The sequence below is a fragment of the Streptomyces sp. C36 genome, from assembly GCF_040932295.1.
GTDB lineage: Bacteria > Actinomycetota > Actinomycetes > Streptomycetales > Streptomycetaceae > Streptomyces > Streptomyces triculaminicus.
This window is the reverse complement of record NZ_JBFQGI010000009.1, coordinates 289527-306928: the sequence shown is the minus strand read 5'-3', so window position 1 is coordinate 306928 and position 17402 is coordinate 289527. Positions and strand designations below refer to the sequence as shown.

Below are 17402 nucleotides of genomic sequence, written 5' to 3'. Positions count from 1 at the left end.
TACTCCTTCCCGGAGGCGGGCGCCGGGAGTCACCCGAACTGCACCGAGCGCTTGGCCAGCCCCATCCAGAAACCGTCGATGACGCTGCGCTGCCCGCCGAGGTCGCCCTCGGCGGCGCCCATGGCGACGAAGAGCGGCGCGAAGTGCTCGGTGCGGGGGTGGGCAAGCCGGCCCGCCGGGGCCTTGTGGGCGAAGTCGGCGAGCGCGTCGACGTCCCCGGCCTCGAGCGCCTCGCGCCCCCACGCGTCGAACTCCGCCGACCAGGAGGGCGGCCCCGACCCCGCGTGCTTGAGCGCGGCGAGGTTGTGGGTGAAGAAGCCACTGCCGACGATCAGCACGCCCTCGTCGCGCAGCGGCGCGAGCCTGCGGCCGATGTCCATCAGCCGCCGCGGGTCGAGCGTGGGCAGCGACATCTGGAGCACGGGTACGCCGGCGTCGGGATACATCTCGACCAGCGGGACGTACGCGCCGTGGTCGAGGCCCCGCTCCGGCAGGTCCTGTACGGGCGTACCGGCGCCGCGCAGCGTGCGGCGCACCCGGTCGGCGAGTTCGGGGGCGCCGGGGGCGGGGTAGTGGACGCGGTAGTAGTGCTCGGGGAAGCCCCAGAAGTCGTACACGAGGGGGACGGTCTCGGTCGCGCCCAGCGCGAGCGGGGCCTCCTCCCAGTGGGCGGAGATCATCAGGATCGCGCGGGGGCGGGGCAGGCCGGCGGCCCAGCCGGCCAGCTGGCCCGGCCATATGGGGTCGTCCGCGAGGGGCGGCGCGCCGTGCGAGAGGTAGAGGGCGGGCATGCGCATGAGGGCCTCCTCGAGGATCTACTTGAAATATCAAGCTTTACGTCCGACCTTAGTTCATACTTATTTAAACTTCAAGCATCGAGCTCCGGGCACGCGCCGGGGAGGCAGCGAGTGAAACAGTGGACGTTATGAAGAACCGACCCGCGGCGAGCGCCGAGGCCCGAGCCGAGGCCCCGTCCGCCGAGACCCCGGGGGCCGCCGCCGAACCCCGCTGGCTGACCCCGGCGGAGCAGGACACCTGGCGGGCGTACATGCACGCCTACACGCTCCTGGAGGATCACCTCGACCGGCAGCTGCAACGGGACGCGGGGATGCCGCACATCTACTACGGGCTGCTGGTGCAGCTCTCGGAGGCGCCGCGCCGCCGGATGCGGATGACCGAGCTCGCCCAGTCCGCCAAGATCACCCGCTCGCGGCTGTCGCACGCCATCGCCCGGCTGGAGAAGAACGGCTGGGTGCGCCGCGAGGAGTGCCCCTCCGACAAGCGGGGCCAGCTGGCCGTGCTGACCGACGACGGCTTCGAGATGCTGCGGCGGTCGGCGCCGGGCCACGTCGAGGCCGTCCGCGCGGCCGTCTTCGACCGCCTCACCCCGGAGCAGGCCGCCCAGTTCGGCGAGATGTGCCGCGTCATCGCGGCGGGCCTGCAGCCGGCGGGGGCGGACCTGCCCTGGCTGCGCTGACGCCTCAGGCACGCGACCGCTGACGCCTTACGCACGCGACGTACGCATACGACTTACGACTGACGCACACGACGCGAAAGCCCCCGCCGGGGAACGGCGGGGGCTTTCGCGTGCTGGTAGGCGCCTGCGCGGTGGAGCGCCGCTACCCGGTCAGTGGGCCATCACCGGGACGACGTCCTCGGCACCCTCGCCGTCGGCCGAACCGGCGACCGGGCCGCCCTGGTGGCCGGCGTTGATGGCGACGAGCGCGACGACCGCGGACACCGTCAGGATGCCGGCCGCCCACCACACGGCGGTGGAGTAGCCGTGCACCATCGACTGGAAGGTGAGCAGCTTCGGGTTGGCGCCGGACCCCATGTGGTCCTTGAAGTAGTCCGTGGTGGCGCTGGCGGCGATGGTGTTGAGCAGCGCGGTGCCGATGGCGCCACCGACCTGCTGCGAGGTGTTGACCATCGCCGAGGCGACGCCGGCGTCACGGGCCTGGACGCCGTGGGTGGACAGGCTCATGGCCGGCATGAAGGCCGTACCCATGCCGAGGCCCATCAGCAGCAGGCCGGGCAGGACGACGGTGGTGTACGAGGTGTCCAGGTCGATCTGGGTCAGCACGACCATGCCGACGGCCGCGAGCAGGAAGCCCGGGCCCATCAGCAGCCGCGCCGGGACGCGGGTCATCAGACGGGCGCCGATCTGCGTGGAACCGGTGATCATCGCGGCGATCATCGGCAGGAACGCGAGGCCGGTCTTGACGGGCGAGTAGCCCCGCACGACCTGGAGGTAGTAGGTCAGGAACAGGAAGAGGCCGAACATCGCGATGGCGGCGAGAGCCAGCGAGACGTAGATGCCGCCGCGGTTGCGGTCGGTGAGCACGCGCAGCGGCAGCAGCGGCGCCTTGACCTTCCGCTCGACGAGCACGAAGGCGAACAGCAGCAGCGCCGCCGCGGCGAACAGGCCGAGGGTGCTGCCGGCGGTCCAGCCGTCGGACTCGGCGCGGGTGAAGCCGTAGACCAGCGAGACCAGGCCGAGGGTGGCCAGGATGACGCCGGGGATGTCGAGCTTCGAGGGGTTGCGGCTGCCCTCGGGCTCGTGGATCACGGCGATCGCGCCGGCCGCGGCGACGACGGCGAAGGGGATGTTCACGAAGAACGTCCAGCGCCAGTTGAGGTACTCGGTGAACAGGCCGCCGAGGATCAGGCCGACACCACCGCCGGCACCGGCGATGGCACCGAAGATGCCGAACGCCTTGGCGCGCTCCTTCGCCTCGGTGAAGAGGACGGCGAGCAGCGACAGGGCCGCCGGGGCGAGCAGCGCGCCGAAGACGCCCTGCAGGGCGCGGGCGCCCAGCAGCATGCCGGTGTTGACGGCGGCGCCGCCGAGCGCGGACGCGGCGGCGAAGCCGATCAGGCCGACGACGAACGCGCGCTTGCGGCCCCACAGGTCGGAGATGCGGCCGCCGAAGAGCAGCAGACCACCGAAGGCGAGGGCGTAGGCCGTGATGACCCACTGCCTGTTGCCGTCCGAGATGCCGAGGTCGGACTGGGCGGAGGGCAGGGCGATGTTCACGATGGTCGCGTCGAGCACGACCATCAGCTGGGCCAGGGCGATGAATATGAGCGCTTTCCAGCGCTTGGGGTCGGCTTGTGACAGGGCGTCAGGCATGGATGGGGCCTACCTAGCGGGTTGCGGAGAGGTGGTGGAGGAGTCGGGCCCGGCGCCGGTGGTGCGTGGCGCCAGTGGTGTGTGGTGCTCGTAGTGCGTCAGCGGTGGAGCACGGAGGACTCCCGCGCCGCACGACGCAGGTCCTCCAAAGTCGTGGGGGAACCGGGGAGTTCCGAGCGGACCGGGGTCATCAGCCCGTCCAGGAACAGCTGGAGATGGCGCCGCGAGAAGTCCTCGAAGCCGAGGCAGTCGGTGCCGGGCACCGGCCTGGTGAGCTGAGTGATCGCCACCATCAGGTCACCGATGGCCACATCGGGGCGCAGCTGGCCGGACGCGTGGGCGGCCTCGATCAGCGCCTCGATCCCGGTCTCCAGGCGCTCGCGCGCCACGACGTGTTCGGGGTGGTCCTGGTCGACGCCGCCTTCGCGCAGCAGCGGACACAGCGCCCCGATCCGCTCGTCGGCGGCGGCGTGAACGAAGCGCCTCAGCGCGCGGAAAGCATCGGGCTCCTCGGCTCGTGCCTGCTCGGCCTGGTCCGCGATGCGGTCCATGACGGAGAGGGTGACATGGTGGATCAGCTCGCGGCGGTCCGCGAAGTGCCGGTACAGCGTGGCATTTCCGACCCCGGCGCGTCGAGCGATTTCATCGAGCGAGGAATCGGCACCGTGTTCGACGAGCGCCTCACGCGCGGCCGCGACGATCCGCTCGCGATTGCGGAGCGCGTCGGCGCGAAGACGCGGCTGCGGGGCTGTGACCACGGCCGATCACTCCTTACCTGGGCTTGTCGGGGCCCGTCCGGGCCTTGGGGATCCGAAACGGGCCCTGCTCTGGCCCTTGCTCCGGACTGTTCCGCAATCGGGGACGGACTCCCCGTTTGGCAGGAACGCTCAGTTAAACGGGGAGAAGCTCCCCGGATATTTCGCCTCCGAATGAGATGCGCGTCACACCCCGGGGAGGGCCCTGCGGCCATCTGCCGCAACCCGACGGGCACCTCCGGGCCGCCCGGCGAAGGCTGGACGGCATGAGGACCCTGGTCATCGCCGTCACGATCGCCGCGGTGCTGGCCCTTGCCGCCCCGGCCCCGAACCGGGCCGGGAAGCAGAGCCCGGCGGCCCCCGGCGCGCCGGCCGGCGCGGGCGTCCGCCCGTACGGCCCCTGCGCGCTGCGCACCCTCAGCCGCGACGTCTCCGAGGGCGCCCGCACGCCCCGCGGCTTCGCCCCCTCCAGCGGCCGGGTGCGCGCGATCACCTTCTTCATCGACTTCCCCGACGCCCCGGCGCGCATCAGTCCCCGGCAGCGGTACGCCGAGTTCTTCCCCGCGGTCGCCGACTACTTCCGCGCCAGCTCCTACGGACGCCTCGACTACCGCTCCACCCCGGTGCCCCGCTGGATCCGCATGTCCCGCCCGTACCGCTCGTACGGCATCACCCGCAGCACGACCTTCGACCCGGCGCGCAACGACGGCTACCACGCGATCGCCCGCGAGATCCTCGACGCCGTCGACGAGGACGTCGACTTCCGGCGCTACGACCTGATCAACGTGCTGGCCGCGCCCAACGCCGGGCCGTCCGCCGTCCGGGACGTGCGCTCGGTGACCTTCGCCGGCGCGCCCACGGGCCTGGAGACCGACGACGGCGTCGACATCCAGAACGTGTCCTTCATCTGGAGCCGCCAGACCGGGGACAGTCCCTTCCGCGTCCTCAACCACGAGAACGCCCACAGCTTCGGCCTGCCCGACCTCTATTACGGCGGCCGCGTCCGCGCGGGGCACACCCCGGTGGGCCACTGGGATCTCATGGACGAGGACTGGGGCCCCTCGAACGACTTCATGGCCTGGCACAAGTGGAAGCTGGGCTGGCTCGGCCCCGGCCAGGTCCACTGCCTGACCCGCCCCGGCACCCGGACCGTGACCCTCACCCCCACCTCGGCGCCGGGCGGCGCCAAGCTGGCCGTGGTCCCCCTCACCCGCACCCGGGCGATCACGCTGGAGGCCCGCGCCCCGGGCCGGCTCGACCACGCGGTCTGCCGCCCGGGCATCGTGGTGAGCACGATCGCCTCGGACCTCTCCTCCGGCGCCGGCCCGGTCCGCACCGCCGACGCCACGCCAGGCAGCCGCGGCTGCCACCGGGGCGACCCCAATGTGGCGGCGGACATGACGGACGCCGCCTACCGCCCCGGCCAGAGCCTGACGACGGCGGGCGTCACGATCGACGTCCTGGAGCGGACCCCGTCCGGCGCGTATCGCGTTGCCGTCACCCGCACGCGCCCACCGGCCCACCACGCCTGACCCGCGCCTCGGCCGCCCTGCCCCCGCCGCCCCGGCACCCGCTACACTGACGGCGGTCCAGCCTCCGTAGCTCAGGGGATAGAGCACCGCTCTCCTAAAGCGGGTGTCGGCAGTTCGAATCTGCCCGGGGGCACCAGCGACAACGCGCCGGCCTGGGGTTTCTTCCCCAGGTCGGCGTTTTGCCATGCTGGGTCGGGTCAGGCCCCGGCCTCCGGCCCGGACACCGCCCCGGCCGCCGGCCCCGTCTCGAGACCGCTCTCCAGGGCGAGCCCCAGTCCGGTCAGCGTCTCGTGCACGCTGTTTCCCTCGGCTATCGCCTCGAGGGCGAAGGCGCCGACCGACGTCGGCGGATAGCCGATGATTTCGATCGCCTTGCTGACGCTGAACAGGCTCTGCATCTGATCGGGCCGGTCCCACAGATAGACCGCGCCCCACACCTGCCGTTCGGCGTTGGAGAACCACGCCTTGAGCCGCATACCGTCCAGCGTGGAGTAGGCGTCGACGGCATAGTCACGCAGGTAATCCCTGAGGCTCTCCACAGTGGCCTCCGACTTCTTCAGATCCCACATGACGATCGAAACGTACATAACCCAACGCCCCCATACGCACGGCTGACTTCGACAACTCCACGGTGTGGATTCCCTCCCGCAGACTACCTGTCATGACGTGCCCGCACGAGGGCCCACCGGGCATCAGAACCGGCTTATCCGGAGGGAGTTGTTCCGGTGGCCACCCCCGCCGCCACGTGCACCTTCTCCCGAGGGGAGAGAACGGAAGGCACGGTTCCGCCAGCGAACTCGGGTGGTATAGCGCCGGGTTAATCGCATCGCGTCGCGTGAGATCGGCCTCATTATCCCGTGGTGGCGAATAGAGCCGGATAGAGTGCGTCAGCAAATTCCCTTGAGTTGCCAGCGGAGCAGACCATGACGGACAGTCAGATCGGCGCTTTCCCCTATCCGAGGACCTGCCCTCTCCAGCCGCCCAAGGAGTACTCCTCCCTGCGCGCCGAACAGCCGATCAGCAAGATAACCCTGGCCTCCGGGCGGACCGCCTGGCTGCTCACCCGCCATGAGCACATCCGGCAGTTGCTCGCCAGTCCCGACGTGAGCTCGAATATGGCCCACCCCGGCTATCCGCTCCACTTCGACATCCCGGCGGAGGTCATGGAGCAGATGCGTCCGGTGATGCTCGCCATGGATCCCCCGGTGCACACCGCGCAGCGCAGGATGGTGATCCCGGAGTTCACCGTCAAGCGGGTGCTCCAGCTGCGTCCCCGCATCCAGGAGATCGTGGACGAGTGCGTCACCGCCATGCTCGCCGCCGAGGGGCCGGTCGATCTGGTGGAGGCGCTCGCCCTTCCCGTGCCGTCCCTGGCGATCTCCGAGCTGCTCGGAGTGCCCTACGCCGACCGCGCGTTCTTCCAGGACTGCTCCAAGAAGATCGTTTCGATCGACACCGACCCCCAGGAGCGGAACCAGGCGCATCAGGATCTGCAGGCGTACTTCGCCGAGCTGATCACCGCCAAGGAGGCCGACCCCGGCGACGACCTGCTCAGCAGGCTCGTCGTGAAGAACCGCGAGACCGGCACGCTCGACCACGACGGCCTCGTCGGGATGGCGAACGTCCTGCTGGTCGGCGGGTTCGAGACCACCGCGAACATGATCTCCCTCGGCGTCGTGGGCCTGCTGGAGAACCCCGACCAGCTGGCCAAGCTGACGGCCGACCCCGCTCTGGCCCCGCAGGCGGTCGACGAGCTGCTGCGCTACTTCAGCATCGCCGACCAGGTGACCTCCCGCGTGATGACGGCGGACATCGAGATCGGCGGGGTGCTGATCCGCGCCGGCGAAGGCGTCATCGGGCTGAGCGCCTCCGGCAACTTCGACGAGGCGGTGTACTCCGACCCGGACCGGCTGGACATCGACCGGGGTGGCAAGCACCACCTGGCCTTCGGCCACGGCATCCACCAGTGCATCGGCCAGAACCTCGCCAAGATGGAGCTGGAGGTCGTCTTCACCACCCTCTTCGCCAGGATCCCCGGCCTGAAGCTGGCCGCCCCGGTGGCGGAACTGCCGTTCAAGGACAGCATGGGCGTGTACGGACTGCACAAGCTCCCGGTGACGTGCTGAGGCACTCGCCTTGAGGTGAAGCACCCGTCCTGACGGGTGCGGCCCAAAGCCGGGCGAGGCCACTCGCCCGGCTTCACGACGTCCGCTAGCCGACCAGCCCCTCGAGCCCCCGGCGGACGAGGTAGGCGACGAGCCCCTCACCGGCGGGGATCAGCCCCAGGCGGTTGTTGGTGGTGTGCACGTAGTTCGAGACGCAGCTCAGGTACGGCGTGCCGTCGAGCCGCAGCTCGCGGACGTCGGCGTCGGGCTCCGCACCGCACACGGCACGGGCGCGGCCGGTGGCCTCGACGCTCATCCTGTGGAAGACGTCCCCCGTGCCCTCGCCGCGCCAGACCGCGGCGCACAGGTTCGTGAGCTGCGACGAGACGCCTTCGTGCATCTTCGGCCAGGCACGCTGCACGTCCTCGGGCGCGTACTTCCGCCAGTAGTCCTCGTACTCGCGGAGGAACCGCGTGGCGGCCTCCGGGTCGAGGCCCGCCCCGTGCAGGAACATCACCATGATCTTGGCGGCCTCGCCGACGGGGGCCCGCCCGGGCCCGGCGCCCGCCGGTTGCCGGGCCAGCAGGTCGAGGACCGCCACAGACGACTTCCGGAAGACGGTCTCGGCGATCGCCACGCCCTCCGTACCGCCGTACTTGCGGAACTCCGGCTCGTAGGTCACCGGGGCCAGGGCGCCGAGGGGCTGTCCCTCCCGGGAGCTCTCCCCCTCCAGGCGTGCGAGCTCGTCCTGGAGCCTCAGCCCGACCGCGTACTCCTCGCGGGCCGCGGCGTCGAACTCCGGCATGGCGTCGGCCAGGCGCGCGACGACCCGTTCGGCCGCCTCCGCCGAGCCGGCCTCCGGGCCGCAGAGCATCCGCAGCCGCACATGGGGCCCGCCCTGCCAGTACCGCAGGAAGAAGAAGTGGTCCTGGAGTCCCTCGTCCTCGAGCAGCGGGCCGACCACGTCGCACAGGAAGGAGGTGTGCAGCGAGGGCGGGATGTGGATGTGCACCGGACGCCACTGGGCCGTCCCGGTCTGCTCACTGCTTGTCTGTGTGCAGTTCAACGAAGAACTCCTCTGCTGCGGTCCAGCCCGTGTCCGGGCCGTAGTCGTCCACCGAAGGAAGGCACTCGCGGATCGACACGAGCACGTCGCCGCGCGACAGCGCGGACTTGGCCCAGCTGCGGACCAGGTAGGGGTTCCGGAAGTCGACGTACATCGGCTTGTGGACGCTGGCGCGGCGCAGGTGGGCGTAGTCCGCCCACTTGCGGGTCACCTTCCGGCCGCGTCCGGCCATCACGTCGCGCTCCTCGGCCGTCTGGCACAGCACGAAGGCGTGCCGGGGAAGGCCCTGGGACCGGCGCCACGCGTCGAAGGCCACGAGGGCCTCGTACGAGTCCCGGCTCAGGTCCTGGAGCATGGGGATGTCGGCCGCGGCCACGGTCCAGGACCTGCGGTCGGCCACGACGTCGCCCACGACGAGGCGGGGCGTCGTCCCCGTGTACTCGACGGAGCCTCCGACGTCCCGGATGTCGTCCAGGGGCTTCCACATGTAGCGGTTGGACGGGGACAGCGCCTCGAGCAGGCGGTAGAGCAGCGGCACCCCGATCGGGGTCAGGAAGTTCATGGGCACGAGGCCGAGGTCTTCCCCCGACGCGGGGTCGTGGAGGCGCAGCGACCTGGTGGCGTGGTCCGCCCGGACCTCCAGACGCTCCGGGCCGTACACCGTCCGGTCCGCGCCGAGCGACACCGCGCCGGGGTAGTTCACGACGCTCGGGGTCACCGGCGGATGCAGGTTGAAGTTGAAGCCGAGCACGGAGTTGAGGTCGACCTGGCCGGGGAACCGGTCGGCCAGGTGCTTGCGCTGCGCCTCCCGCAGGGACCAGTCGTCGGTGCCGGCGACGAACGAGCCGAACCGCGAGAAGTAGACGCCGTAGCCGGTGAGCAGGCCGTTGACGACCAGCGTGCGGTCCCGGTCCGGCAGCACACCGCGGGCGAACTGCGCCCGGAAGGTCACGGACTCGGTGTCCACGAGGTCGTCCAGGCCCGCGCAGGCCCGCTCGATGTCCGCGGGGTCCAGGTGCAGGGCGCCGTCCCCGGGCACGAGCCGCTCCCGGATCGTGCGCAAGGCCTCGGCCCGCTGCGTCCGGTACGTCTCGGCCGCCGCCACGCCACGGCCCATGAGGACGTCGAGCTGGTCCTGGTCGGTCAGCGACGAGAACGCCTTGAAGAACTCCAGGAACGGCATGGTGCGACGGTCCCCGAGCACCCGGGCCGCGAAGGCGTACAGGCCGATGCGCTTCACCTGGCCGTTGTCCAGCATCGAGGCCAGTCGCCAGAGGCCCGTCAGGGCGGGGAGGCTTCCCTCCACCGTCGGCAGGCTCCATGCCTGGGGCGCCGTGGCGGCGGGGGTGTCCTCGAAGACCGGTGACTTCAGGACCGACTCGGGGGGCGGGGACACCTTGCACAGCTCGGCGATGCCGTTGATCGCCCGGTACGCCGAGTCGAGCAGCCGCTGGCGCTCCTCGGCCGTCGCGGCGGCGAAGTCCTGCTCCAGACGCCTGAGTTCGGTGAAGTGCTCGCGCAGCGCCGCCGTCTCCGCCGTGACACCGGCGGCGAGCACCGCGTCGAGCTTCGCGGCGTACTCGGGGTCGTGGTCGTCGATCTCGGGGCGGAAGAACAGGACGCCGGCCCGGATCAGGCCGTGGACGACCTTGCGGCTCAGTTCGTCGTTCCCGGTGACGGCGGTGAGCGCGCGCAGCACGGAGGCGGCGGAGGCCGATCCGTCGGGCATCGCGGCCAGCAGCGTGTCGAACAGGGCCTCGCGGCGCATCCGGAGGACCGTCTCGGAGGCGATGTTCTCGCCGTCATGGGTTCCGGGGGCGACCCCGATGAATTCGATCGCCTCGGCAGCGGCCCGCAGGGTCGAGTTCAGCAGCAGGTGCCCCGTCTCCAGGCCGCCCGGTATGCGCGGCAGCGCGGCGAGCACCCAGTTCACGAGCAGCCGGTTCAGCACCGTGACCGACGCGTCCGACGCGTCCGGCCCGTGGTCCCGGGCGGGCGCCGCGGCACCCGGGTCGTCCGGAGGGAACGCGCCGATCTCCGTGAAGCGCCCGAAGGGCGACGGCTTCAGGGCGGCCCGGTAGGCGAAGTTGACGAGGGACGACTCCCGTAGCCGGGCCTTGCTGGGCTTGAGGGCCCCGCCCTCGCCCGTGACGAAGTCGTGCAGGCCGCGGTAGAGCTGGTCGCCGGAGAGCTGGACGCTCCGGGCCATCGCATCGTGTTCGAAGAGCGCGCGGAAGCCCGCGACCGCCTGCTTCTTCTCGTGCTCGAGTGCCTCTTGGCCCTCGCGCTCGCACTGTTCCGCGCGCACGCCGAGGGCGCACCAGCTCTCGAGCTCGGCGAGCGTCCCGGAGTCCAGGTGCGGGCGCAGTGAGTCCAGGCGTGCGGCAGCCCGGTCGTGGCGCAGGTTGTGCACGTCGCGCCGCACCCGGATCACGTCGGCCCGAGCGCTGTCGTCCAGCGTGGGCACGGCTTCGCCGAGGCGGTCGGACAGGCCGGCGGCCCGCTTGCCGATCTCTTCCCGCAGGGCGTCCAGCTCGTCGACGCGCGACCAGGCGGTGGTGAACGACATCCCCTCGAGCTCACCCAGTGGGAGTCTGCTCCGTCGGTAGACGACGTACGGACTGACACTCACACCCATAGGAATCCCCCAGCTTCGTCACGCGGGCCCGGTTCACCACGGCGTGCGCACGTCGGGGGCCGGGCCGTGGAGAAGGGGGCCCGTCGCTCCGGAGCCCGCCTGTCATTCCACCGAACCGGTTAAGTTCGCGGTTTAAACATTTCTGATGACGCGCGTAAAAGAACAGAAGGCCACCGCCGAGGTGCACCTCGACGGTGGCTCAACTATTTGCTAGCCCTGAATCAGGACTTGCTGGCCCTGGATCAGGACGAGGACGACGAGGAAGACGTCGAGACGCTGCTGGTCGTGCACGAGGCGGCCATGACCTGCGCCAGGTCGTCGTTCTCGCCGGCGCCGGCGATCAGGTCGGAGATCTCGAGGACGTTGAGGTCCATCTGCTGCTCCATTTTGAAGCACCCCCTTTTGGGTTTGTTGGTGTGCTCAGAAGTTAGCTATTCGATCGAGCGGCATGCAAGCGATATTCAAGGTGGCGTGGATCACACCGCACCCTCCCTTCATGATGATGATCATGTGAGTTACGGTCGGCGGCCAGAACACCTGTCGGCCGATCTGGGCGGGCACAGATCTGGGGGGATCTACCTGTGCATTTGTTTGTCACCATCCCGCAGCCCGAGGGTTCCTCCTATAAGGAGACGTTCGCGCCTCTCATAGGCGAGCTCTTCTCGCCCGAGCGCACGAGCACGCACGGCCCTTACTACTTCGTCCGTACGTGGGACGGCCGGGCCGGTGCGGAGGTCCTGCAGATCAGCGTCGACGGGGTCGCCGATCCCGACGCCTTCAGCGATCAACTGCGCAGCGTGGCCCGTACCTTCGGTTGCACACCTCAGATCGAGGAGACGCCGCTGGATCAGGTCCCGTCGCCCCTCTGGAACGCTGGCTTCGACGGAACCGGATTCTCCGCTTCCTCCAAGCGGCTCTTCCAGGAAGCCGCACCGATCCTCGTTTCATTCATGCATCGCACGATGCATGAACAGGATTCACTGACGCCGGCGCTTGATGCGATCCGCCTCATGGTCGCGCACAGCAGATCGACCCTGCTGATGTCTCCGCAAAGGGAACTCGAGGGGTATGCATTCCGAGATCTGCTATCCCTGCGCCTATTGAGCTACCGCTCCCATTACGAGGCGATCTATGCGCGCAGTAAGGATCCGGAATCCTTCGAAGCGGCCTGTGCAAGGTTCTATGAACAGGTTGGATCCGTCGCTCGGGAATTCATCGCGGAATGCGGCGATCCAGGTAACGTACTGACGACCGATACGCCGGTCCGGCAATGGTCCGAGTTCATCGTGTCCAGATCCGGCTCGCTGGCGGAGGACTTCCTGGACGGTACCGTCGTCAACGCCGGCCGAACGCTCGAGGATCTCGTCCGCGAGCGAGGCGGTCCGGTCGAACCGACGCGTTTCCATACGCCGCCCAGTGCCGAGCTGGATCGCCTGATGAACCGCGACGCCGATTTCATGGCTTTCCGGCTGCAGACCAGCATGCTCTACAGCTGCCTGTACACCCTCGGCTTCAGCCTGGCGGAGCGCTACGTCTTCTGCTACGTCGCCGCCCGGGCCAACGAAGAGGTCGCCGGGAAGCCCATGCAGGTGCTCCAGGACGAGCTCGACGGGCTGGCCCGGCGCATGGCGGCGGTCTCCGCGCCCGCCGCGGAGTGACGCGGCGCGAGCACGGAGACCACACGACCGCAGGAAGAAGAACCACATGGATCTGAGCAGGCCCCAGGAGCACATCTCGGCCGAGCTGCGCGGTCTTAAGGACCTCGTCTCGCCGTACGGACTGGTCTCGCGCACCGCGTCACTGCCGGTGCGCGAGGGCGAACCGTCCTTCGCCGTCCACCTGGCGTACCTCGGCGTCCCGTCCCGCGCGCTCGCCAACCTCCACACATGGGCCCATGACGAGGACCTGGGCAACGCCGACGGCGCGGGCACCGGGCTCACGCCCGAACGCGCCGAGCTGATCTCCATCGCGGAGGCGCTCGAGCGGTACTCCACGTGCGCGTGGGACGACGACGCGATGGTGCTCGCCGCCGAGAACGACCTCGACGAGGAGTTCATCTCGCCGTCGCGGTGGCCCAAGCTGTCCCCCACGGAGCTCGCGCGCGAGGACTGCAGCCTGGCCGAGTACGACCCGTCCGTCCCGATCCGCTGGGTGCGCGCCTGGTCGCTCACCCGGCGGGTGCCGGTGCTCGTGCCCGCCATCTCCGTCTATCTGCACATGCCCTACGAGTCGGAGTCCGAGCGGTTCACCCGTGGCATCACCACGGGCGCCGCGGTCCACTCCGACGTGCGGACCGCCGTGCTCGGCGGGCTGCTGGAGGTCGTCGAGCGGGACGCCATCGCCATGGTCTGGCTCCAGCGGCTGCGGCTGCCCGAGCTGGCCGTGGACCCGGAGCGGCTCGACCCCGTCACCCGCGAGTACTACCGCGTCGGCACCTCGACGGACCTGCGCGTGAGGCTGTTCGACGCGACGACGGACTTCGGCATCCCGGTGATCTACGCGGTGCAGCTCTCCGACGCCGATCCCACCCTCGCCCAGGTCGTCGCCGCCACCTGCGACATCGATCCGGACCGGGCCCTGGGCAAGGTCTACCGCGAACTGTCCTCCCTGCGGGTGGCCCTGCGCGGCTACGTGTCCGCCTACGCCGGGCGCGAGCTCGACCCGGCCAAGGTGAGCGTGGTCGGCGGCGCCGTCCACAACGGGGCGCGCGCCCGGCGCGACGTCTTCGACTTCCTGCTCGAGGGCGAGCGCCCGTCGTACGGCCTCGAGGGCATGCCGGCCCTGCCGGCCGGGGCGGACCCGCTGGACACCGCGGTCTCCCGGCTCGCGGCGCGCGGCGCCGAGGTGCTCGTCGCCGACATCACCACGGACGAGGCGCGTCAGGTCGGCATGCGGGCGGTGAAGGTGCTCGTGCCCGAGGCGATGCCCGTGTCATTCGTGCACGGCGAGCGCTTCCTCGGCACGCGGCGCCTGTACGACGCGCCCCGCGCGATGGGCCACCCGAGCCACCCCGAGGACGCGATCAACCCCGAGCACCAGCCGTTCGCGTGAGCGCGAAGAAGGAGCAGAGCAGCATGCCGCACGACCCGCGCCCGCAGTGCCTGTACATCATCGGTGACGCCTTCGGCCAAAGACTCATGGACCACCGCGGTGTTCCTCCGGAGCGGCGGGTGTCCTTCGAGGAGTTCCGCGACGGCACGGCCCCGCACGCGGACGTCGTCGTCGCCGTGCACTCCGGTGGCGACGAGGAGCTCCGCGACGAGATCGACCGGATCTGCGCGGAGCGGGGCACCCCGTCCGTCGGACTCCAGCTGCAGCCGACCCGGATCGTCTGCGGGCCCGTGGTGGTCCCGGGCCGGACGGCGTGCTTCGCCTGCCACCGCAAGCGTGCCGCGCAGCACGCGGGCTCGGCCCGCCACTACGACATCGACGCGTCCCTGTCCGGCCTGTCCGAGGGGTTCGGCCCGCAGCACCTGGCCGTCGCCTCGGGCCTGGTGGAGCTCGCCCTGACCGAGATCGCCTCGGGCGTCACGGGGATCGGGGGCACCGTGCGGACCTTCAACCTCGTCTCGGGGGCGGTCTCGGCCGCGGCGACGGTGTCGGTGAACCGGTGCCCGCGGTGCGGGGACAGGTTCGCCGAGGAGCGCGCGGCGAGCGCGATGCCGGTTCCGGAACTGCTGCGGTAAAGAGGGGGATTGATCATGGTTGCCGAGATGAAGGCCGAGCAGATCGGCCGGGCGGCGCGTACGGACATGCAGTTGACGGTTCCGGCCCGGCCCGTCCTGCGACGCGGGGTGAGGCTGCGCCGGGCCGGGGACTCCGTCGTGCTCGACGGCGCGGACCGGGGGCAGGCGTTCTCCGGCGCGTTCGCGCGCGAAGGACTGGTGCCGTTGGCCGAGGCGTGCGACGGCACCCGCGATCACGCGGCGCTGGCGCGCGAGCTCGGGCTCGACGAGGCGGCGGTCTACAAGTGCCTGGCCCTGCTGTGGACGGCCGGTGTGGTGGAGGAGGCGGCGTCCGGCGAGGAGCCGGGCGTGGCTCCCGAGCTCGCCGTCTTCCTCTCCCGGCTGGGCAACTCCACCGGGGCGAACCCGTCCTGGGCGGACGCCGTGGCGCGGCTGGTACGACGCCCGGTGCGGCTCGAGGGCGACTCCGCCCTCGTCGCCGCCGCCCGGGAGGCGCTGCGCGGGGTGTGCCAGGTGGTCGAGGACCCGGCCGGTCCGTCCGGACCCGGGGACGAGCTCACCGTGTTCTTCGAGACGGTCTCGTCGGCCGCGCTGCTCGCCGCCACCGAGGAACGCTGCCGCGAGGACGGGCGCCCGCTGCTGAGGGTGCGCGCCGACGCCACGACGATCGTCGTCGGCCCGTACGTCGACCCCGCGATCACGCCCTGCCTGGAGTGCGGCCGCCACGGTGAGGCGGCCCCGTCCGGCGAGCCCCCCGAGCACCTGCGCGACCTGGTCGCCGGCCTGGCCTCGCACCACGTCACCGCGCTGGTCGCACGGTCCACGATCACGCACCTGCCGATCGACTCCAGCGTGATCGACGCCGCGACCCTGGCCACGACCTACCGCCCCGCGGTCAGCCGTCCGGGGTGCCCGCGGTGCTCGTACGCGACGGGGCCGGTCGCGCCCCAGGCACCGGCCGGCGCCGTCTATGAGGCCTCGGTCGCGATCCCGCCGCGCGCGTTCCTGTCCCCGAAGGACCATCAGGCGCACTACTACGCGTCCAACCTGCGTCTGCAGTCGCAGTTCAAGGACTGGCCGAGCCGCCCCCACACGGCGCTTCCGGCCCCCGACCTCTCCGTGCTCGCCGGGGCCGGGCGGCCCGAGGAGTCCCCCGGCGACGTCCCGCTCACCGCGGACTCCCTCGGGCTGGTGCTGAAGGTCGCCTTCGGCATCAAGGACGACGAGAGCACGCCGGAACGCGTCAAGCGCTGGACCGCGGCGGCGGGGAACATCGGCTGCACCACGGCCTATGTGGTGCTGCGCGACGACCGGGTGCTGCCCCGGGGCGTCTACGCGTACGCCGTGGGCAGCCACACGCTCGCGACCGTCTCGAGCACGGTGCCCGCGGGCGACGCGCCGTGCGAGATCGTCGTCACCGGCGATCTGAAGAAGGTCATGACCAAATACGGCACGTTCGGCTTCCGGCTGGCGTTCCTGGACGCCGGCTGCGGGCTGACCAGTGCCCGGGAGGTCGCGCGGCACCTGGGGCTGGGCTTCGCCCCGGCACCGGACTGGGACGACGACGCCCTGGCCCATGTGCTCGGCACATCACCGGCCGACGAGCCCGTCGTCGCCGTCGCGACCCTGGGAGGTACGTCATGAGGAGCGATCTGGACACCATGAGGTCCGTCCTGGAGGGGCTCAACTCCCGGACGAGCGCCTCGGACGGCCTGGCCGCGGAGCGCCGGGCGGTGCCGTTCGCGAACGCCGTGCCCGTCGCCCCGGCCCCGGAGGCCGAGGACCTGCGGCCGGTCCACGACCTACGGGACACGCTCGCGCTGCGGCGCTCCTCGCTGCAGTACGCGCAGACGCCCGTACGCACCGACGTGATCCTCGCGCGGCTGGACGAGGTGCTGCGCCGGGACCGCGACGACTGGGGCCTGGACGAGGTGGCGGGCCCGCTGGAGGGCTTCGTCTTCGCGTTCCGCAGCGAGGGCGCCGAGCCCGGCGTCTACCGGGTGACCGCCGAGGGGACCTCCTACCTGGCCGGGCTCGACGTGCTCGGACCGGCCGAGGACCTGGGCGTGCAGCGGGAGTTCTCCACCGCCGCGGGCATCGTCGCGGTGTACGCCGACCTGGACCGGGCGGACAGCTGGGCGGGAGCCCACGGCTACCGCGTCAGTGCGGTGCGGGCCGCGATGGCGACGTACGACTTCCACCTCCGCTGCCAGGCGGCGGGGCTGGTCGGCACGCTGTTCGGGGGGCTCATCCCCTCGTCGGTGCGTCATCTGGTGCACGGCGACGGCGCGACGCGTCATCCCCTGCTGGCCACCACCTACGCCCATCCCCCGCGGAGCTGACCGGATTCCTCTCCTCCACGGGGCCCTTGTGACCACTCCGTGACCAGTTTGTCCTCCGCCCATTAGAGTTGGGGGATCGCCGCTGGTCATCGGGCCAGTACTGACGTGTGGTCCGGGGGCCCTGTGGCGTATCCGGGGGAGGGAA

At 70.9% G+C, this 17402-nt stretch carries 15 protein-coding genes and 1 tRNA gene; 9 read left to right on the top strand and 7 right to left on the bottom strand.

Annotation, left to right across the window (positions count from 1 at the left end):
• Nucleotides 1–29: 29 nt before the first annotated feature.
• On the bottom strand, nucleotides 30–797 hold the full coding sequence (locus AB4K12_RS27065; RefSeq protein WP_368436914.1) for a dioxygenase: 768 nt from the start codon (nucleotides 795–797) through the stop codon (nucleotides 30–32).
• Nucleotides 798–925: 128 nt separating this feature from the next.
• Here AB4K12_RS27065 and AB4K12_RS27060 point away from each other — a divergent pair, with 128 nt between their 5' ends.
• Nucleotides 926–1477 (top strand): MarR family winged helix-turn-helix transcriptional regulator, encoded by a 552-nt coding sequence (locus AB4K12_RS27060; RefSeq protein ID WP_368436913.1) that lies wholly within the window; start codon nucleotides 926–928, stop codon nucleotides 1475–1477.
• A gap of 150 nt (nucleotides 1478–1627) precedes the next feature.
• Here the strand turns inward: AB4K12_RS27060 and AB4K12_RS27055 are convergent, their stop codons facing one another.
• Both AB4K12_RS27055 and AB4K12_RS27050 read right to left on the bottom strand, forming a co-directional pair.
• Nucleotides 1628–3133: an MFS transporter gene (locus tag AB4K12_RS27055; protein WP_362262844.1), complete on the bottom strand. Its 1506-nt coding sequence runs from the start codon at nucleotides 3131–3133 to the stop codon at nucleotides 1628–1630.
• A 98-nt stretch (nucleotides 3134–3231) separates the two neighbouring features.
• Entirely contained in the window at nucleotides 3232–3891 is a 660-nt protein-coding gene (locus AB4K12_RS27050) for a TetR/AcrR family transcriptional regulator (RefSeq protein ID WP_086574445.1), read from the bottom strand.
• 263 nt (nucleotides 3892–4154) lie between these two features.
• Between AB4K12_RS27050 and AB4K12_RS27045 the strand changes: the two genes are divergently transcribed.
• Both AB4K12_RS27045 and AB4K12_RS27040 read left to right on the top strand, forming a co-directional pair.
• Complete coding sequence (locus tag AB4K12_RS27045) at nucleotides 4155–5420, top strand: M6 family metalloprotease domain-containing protein (RefSeq protein WP_368436911.1); 1266 nt, start codon at nucleotides 4155–4157, stop codon at nucleotides 5418–5420.
• Nucleotides 5421–5480: 60 nt separating this feature from the next.
• Nucleotides 5481–5556 (top strand) — tRNA-Arg (locus AB4K12_RS27040).
• Nucleotides 5557–5617: 61 nt separating this feature from the next.
• Here the strand turns inward: AB4K12_RS27040 and AB4K12_RS27035 are convergent.
• Nucleotides 5618–6007 carry a hypothetical protein gene (locus AB4K12_RS27035; RefSeq protein WP_368436910.1) on the bottom strand — a complete coding sequence of 130 codons (390 nt, stop codon included), beginning with the start codon at nucleotides 6005–6007 and terminating at the stop codon, nucleotides 5618–5620.
• Between the two features lie 336 nt (nucleotides 6008–6343).
• Here AB4K12_RS27035 and AB4K12_RS27030 point away from each other — a divergent pair, with 336 nt between their 5' ends.
• Nucleotides 6344–7546, top strand: a complete 1203-nt coding sequence (locus AB4K12_RS27030) for a cytochrome P450 (protein WP_368436909.1) — start codon at nucleotides 6344–6346, stop codon at nucleotides 7544–7546.
• Between the two features lie 85 nt (nucleotides 7547–7631).
• On the opposite strand, the gene AB4K12_RS27025 is transcribed toward AB4K12_RS27030, so the two are convergent.
• From AB4K12_RS27025 to AB4K12_RS27015, 3 genes are all read right to left on the bottom strand, one after another.
• Nucleotides 7632–8591, bottom strand: coding sequence for a thiopeptide-type bacteriocin biosynthesis protein (locus AB4K12_RS27025; RefSeq protein WP_368436907.1), 960 nt, complete (start codon nucleotides 8589–8591; stop codon nucleotides 7632–7634).
• Complete coding sequence (locus AB4K12_RS27020; RefSeq protein ID WP_368436906.1) at nucleotides 8566–11160, bottom strand: lantibiotic dehydratase; 2595 nt, start codon at nucleotides 11158–11160, stop codon at nucleotides 8566–8568. Before AB4K12_RS27020 ends, AB4K12_RS27025 begins: the two co-directional genes overlap by 26 nt.
• Nucleotides 11161–11471: 311 nt before the next feature.
• Entirely contained in the window at nucleotides 11472–11615 is a 144-nt protein-coding gene (locus AB4K12_RS27015) for a thiocillin/thiostrepton family thiazolyl peptide (RefSeq protein WP_190067116.1), read from the bottom strand.
• 195 nt (nucleotides 11616–11810) lie between these two features.
• Between AB4K12_RS27015 and AB4K12_RS27010 the strand changes: the two genes are divergently transcribed.
• The 5 genes from AB4K12_RS27010 to AB4K12_RS26990 are packed head-to-tail and all read left to right on the top strand — an operon-like array spanning nucleotide 11811 to nucleotide 17257.
• Complete coding sequence (locus AB4K12_RS27010) at nucleotides 11811–12887, top strand: hypothetical protein (protein ID WP_368436904.1); 1077 nt, start codon at nucleotides 11811–11813, stop codon at nucleotides 12885–12887.
• A gap of 46 nt (nucleotides 12888–12933) precedes the next feature.
• A complete protein-coding gene (locus tag AB4K12_RS27005; RefSeq protein ID WP_368436902.1) occupies nucleotides 12934–14280 on the top strand; it encodes a YcaO-like family protein in 1347 nt (448 codons plus the stop codon).
• Nucleotides 14281–14303: 23 nt separating this feature from the next.
• Nucleotides 14304–14915: a TOMM precursor leader peptide-binding protein gene (locus AB4K12_RS27000; RefSeq protein ID WP_368436901.1), complete on the top strand. Its 612-nt coding sequence runs from the start codon at nucleotides 14304–14306 to the stop codon at nucleotides 14913–14915.
• 15 nt (nucleotides 14916–14930) lie between these two features.
• Nucleotides 14931–16559, top strand: a complete 1629-nt coding sequence (locus AB4K12_RS26995; RefSeq protein WP_368436900.1) for a tpaE — start codon at nucleotides 14931–14933, stop codon at nucleotides 16557–16559.
• Complete coding sequence (locus AB4K12_RS26990; protein ID WP_368436898.1) at nucleotides 16556–17257, top strand: tpaF; 702 nt, start codon at nucleotides 16556–16558, stop codon at nucleotides 17255–17257. Before AB4K12_RS26995 ends, AB4K12_RS26990 begins: the two co-directional genes overlap by 4 nt.
• Nucleotides 17258–17402: the final 145 nt, after the last annotated feature.

What these genes read in the sequence shown, in the direction of transcription:
- AB4K12_RS27005 (WP_368436902.1), top strand. Translation starts at nt 12,934, where the DNA reads ATGGATCTGAGCAGGCCCCAGGAGCACATCTCGGCCGAGCTGCGCGGT.
- AB4K12_RS27060 (WP_368436913.1), top strand. Translation starts at nt 926, where the DNA reads ATGAAGAACCGACCCGCGGCGAGCGCCGAGGCCCGAGCCGAGGCCCCG.
- AB4K12_RS27015 (WP_190067116.1), bottom strand. Translation starts at nt 11,615, where the DNA reads ATGGAGCAGCAGATGGACCTCAACGTCCTCGAGATCTCCGACCTGATC.
- AB4K12_RS27030 (WP_368436909.1), top strand. Translation starts at nt 6,344, where the DNA reads ATGACGGACAGTCAGATCGGCGCTTTCCCCTATCCGAGGACCTGCCCT.
- AB4K12_RS26990 (WP_368436898.1), top strand. Translation starts at nt 16,556, where the DNA reads ATGAGGAGCGATCTGGACACCATGAGGTCCGTCCTGGAGGGGCTCAAC.
- AB4K12_RS27045 (WP_368436911.1), top strand. Translation starts at nt 4,155, where the DNA reads ATGAGGACCCTGGTCATCGCCGTCACGATCGCCGCGGTGCTGGCCCTT.
- AB4K12_RS27055 (WP_362262844.1), bottom strand. Translation starts at nt 3,133, where the DNA reads ATGCCTGACGCCCTGTCACAAGCCGACCCCAAGCGCTGGAAAGCGCTC.
- AB4K12_RS26995 (WP_368436900.1), top strand. Translation starts at nt 14,931, where the DNA reads ATGGTTGCCGAGATGAAGGCCGAGCAGATCGGCCGGGCGGCGCGTACG.
- AB4K12_RS27000 (WP_368436901.1), top strand. Translation starts at nt 14,304, where the DNA reads ATGCCGCACGACCCGCGCCCGCAGTGCCTGTACATCATCGGTGACGCC.
- AB4K12_RS27065 (WP_368436914.1), bottom strand. Translation starts at nt 797, where the DNA reads ATGCGCATGCCCGCCCTCTACCTCTCGCACGGCGCGCCGCCCCTCGCG.
- AB4K12_RS27035 (WP_368436910.1), bottom strand. Translation starts at nt 6,007, where the DNA reads ATGTACGTTTCGATCGTCATGTGGGATCTGAAGAAGTCGGAGGCCACT.
- AB4K12_RS27020 (WP_368436906.1), bottom strand. Translation starts at nt 11,160, where the DNA reads ATGTCGTTCACCACCGCCTGGTCGCGCGTCGACGAGCTGGACGCCCTG.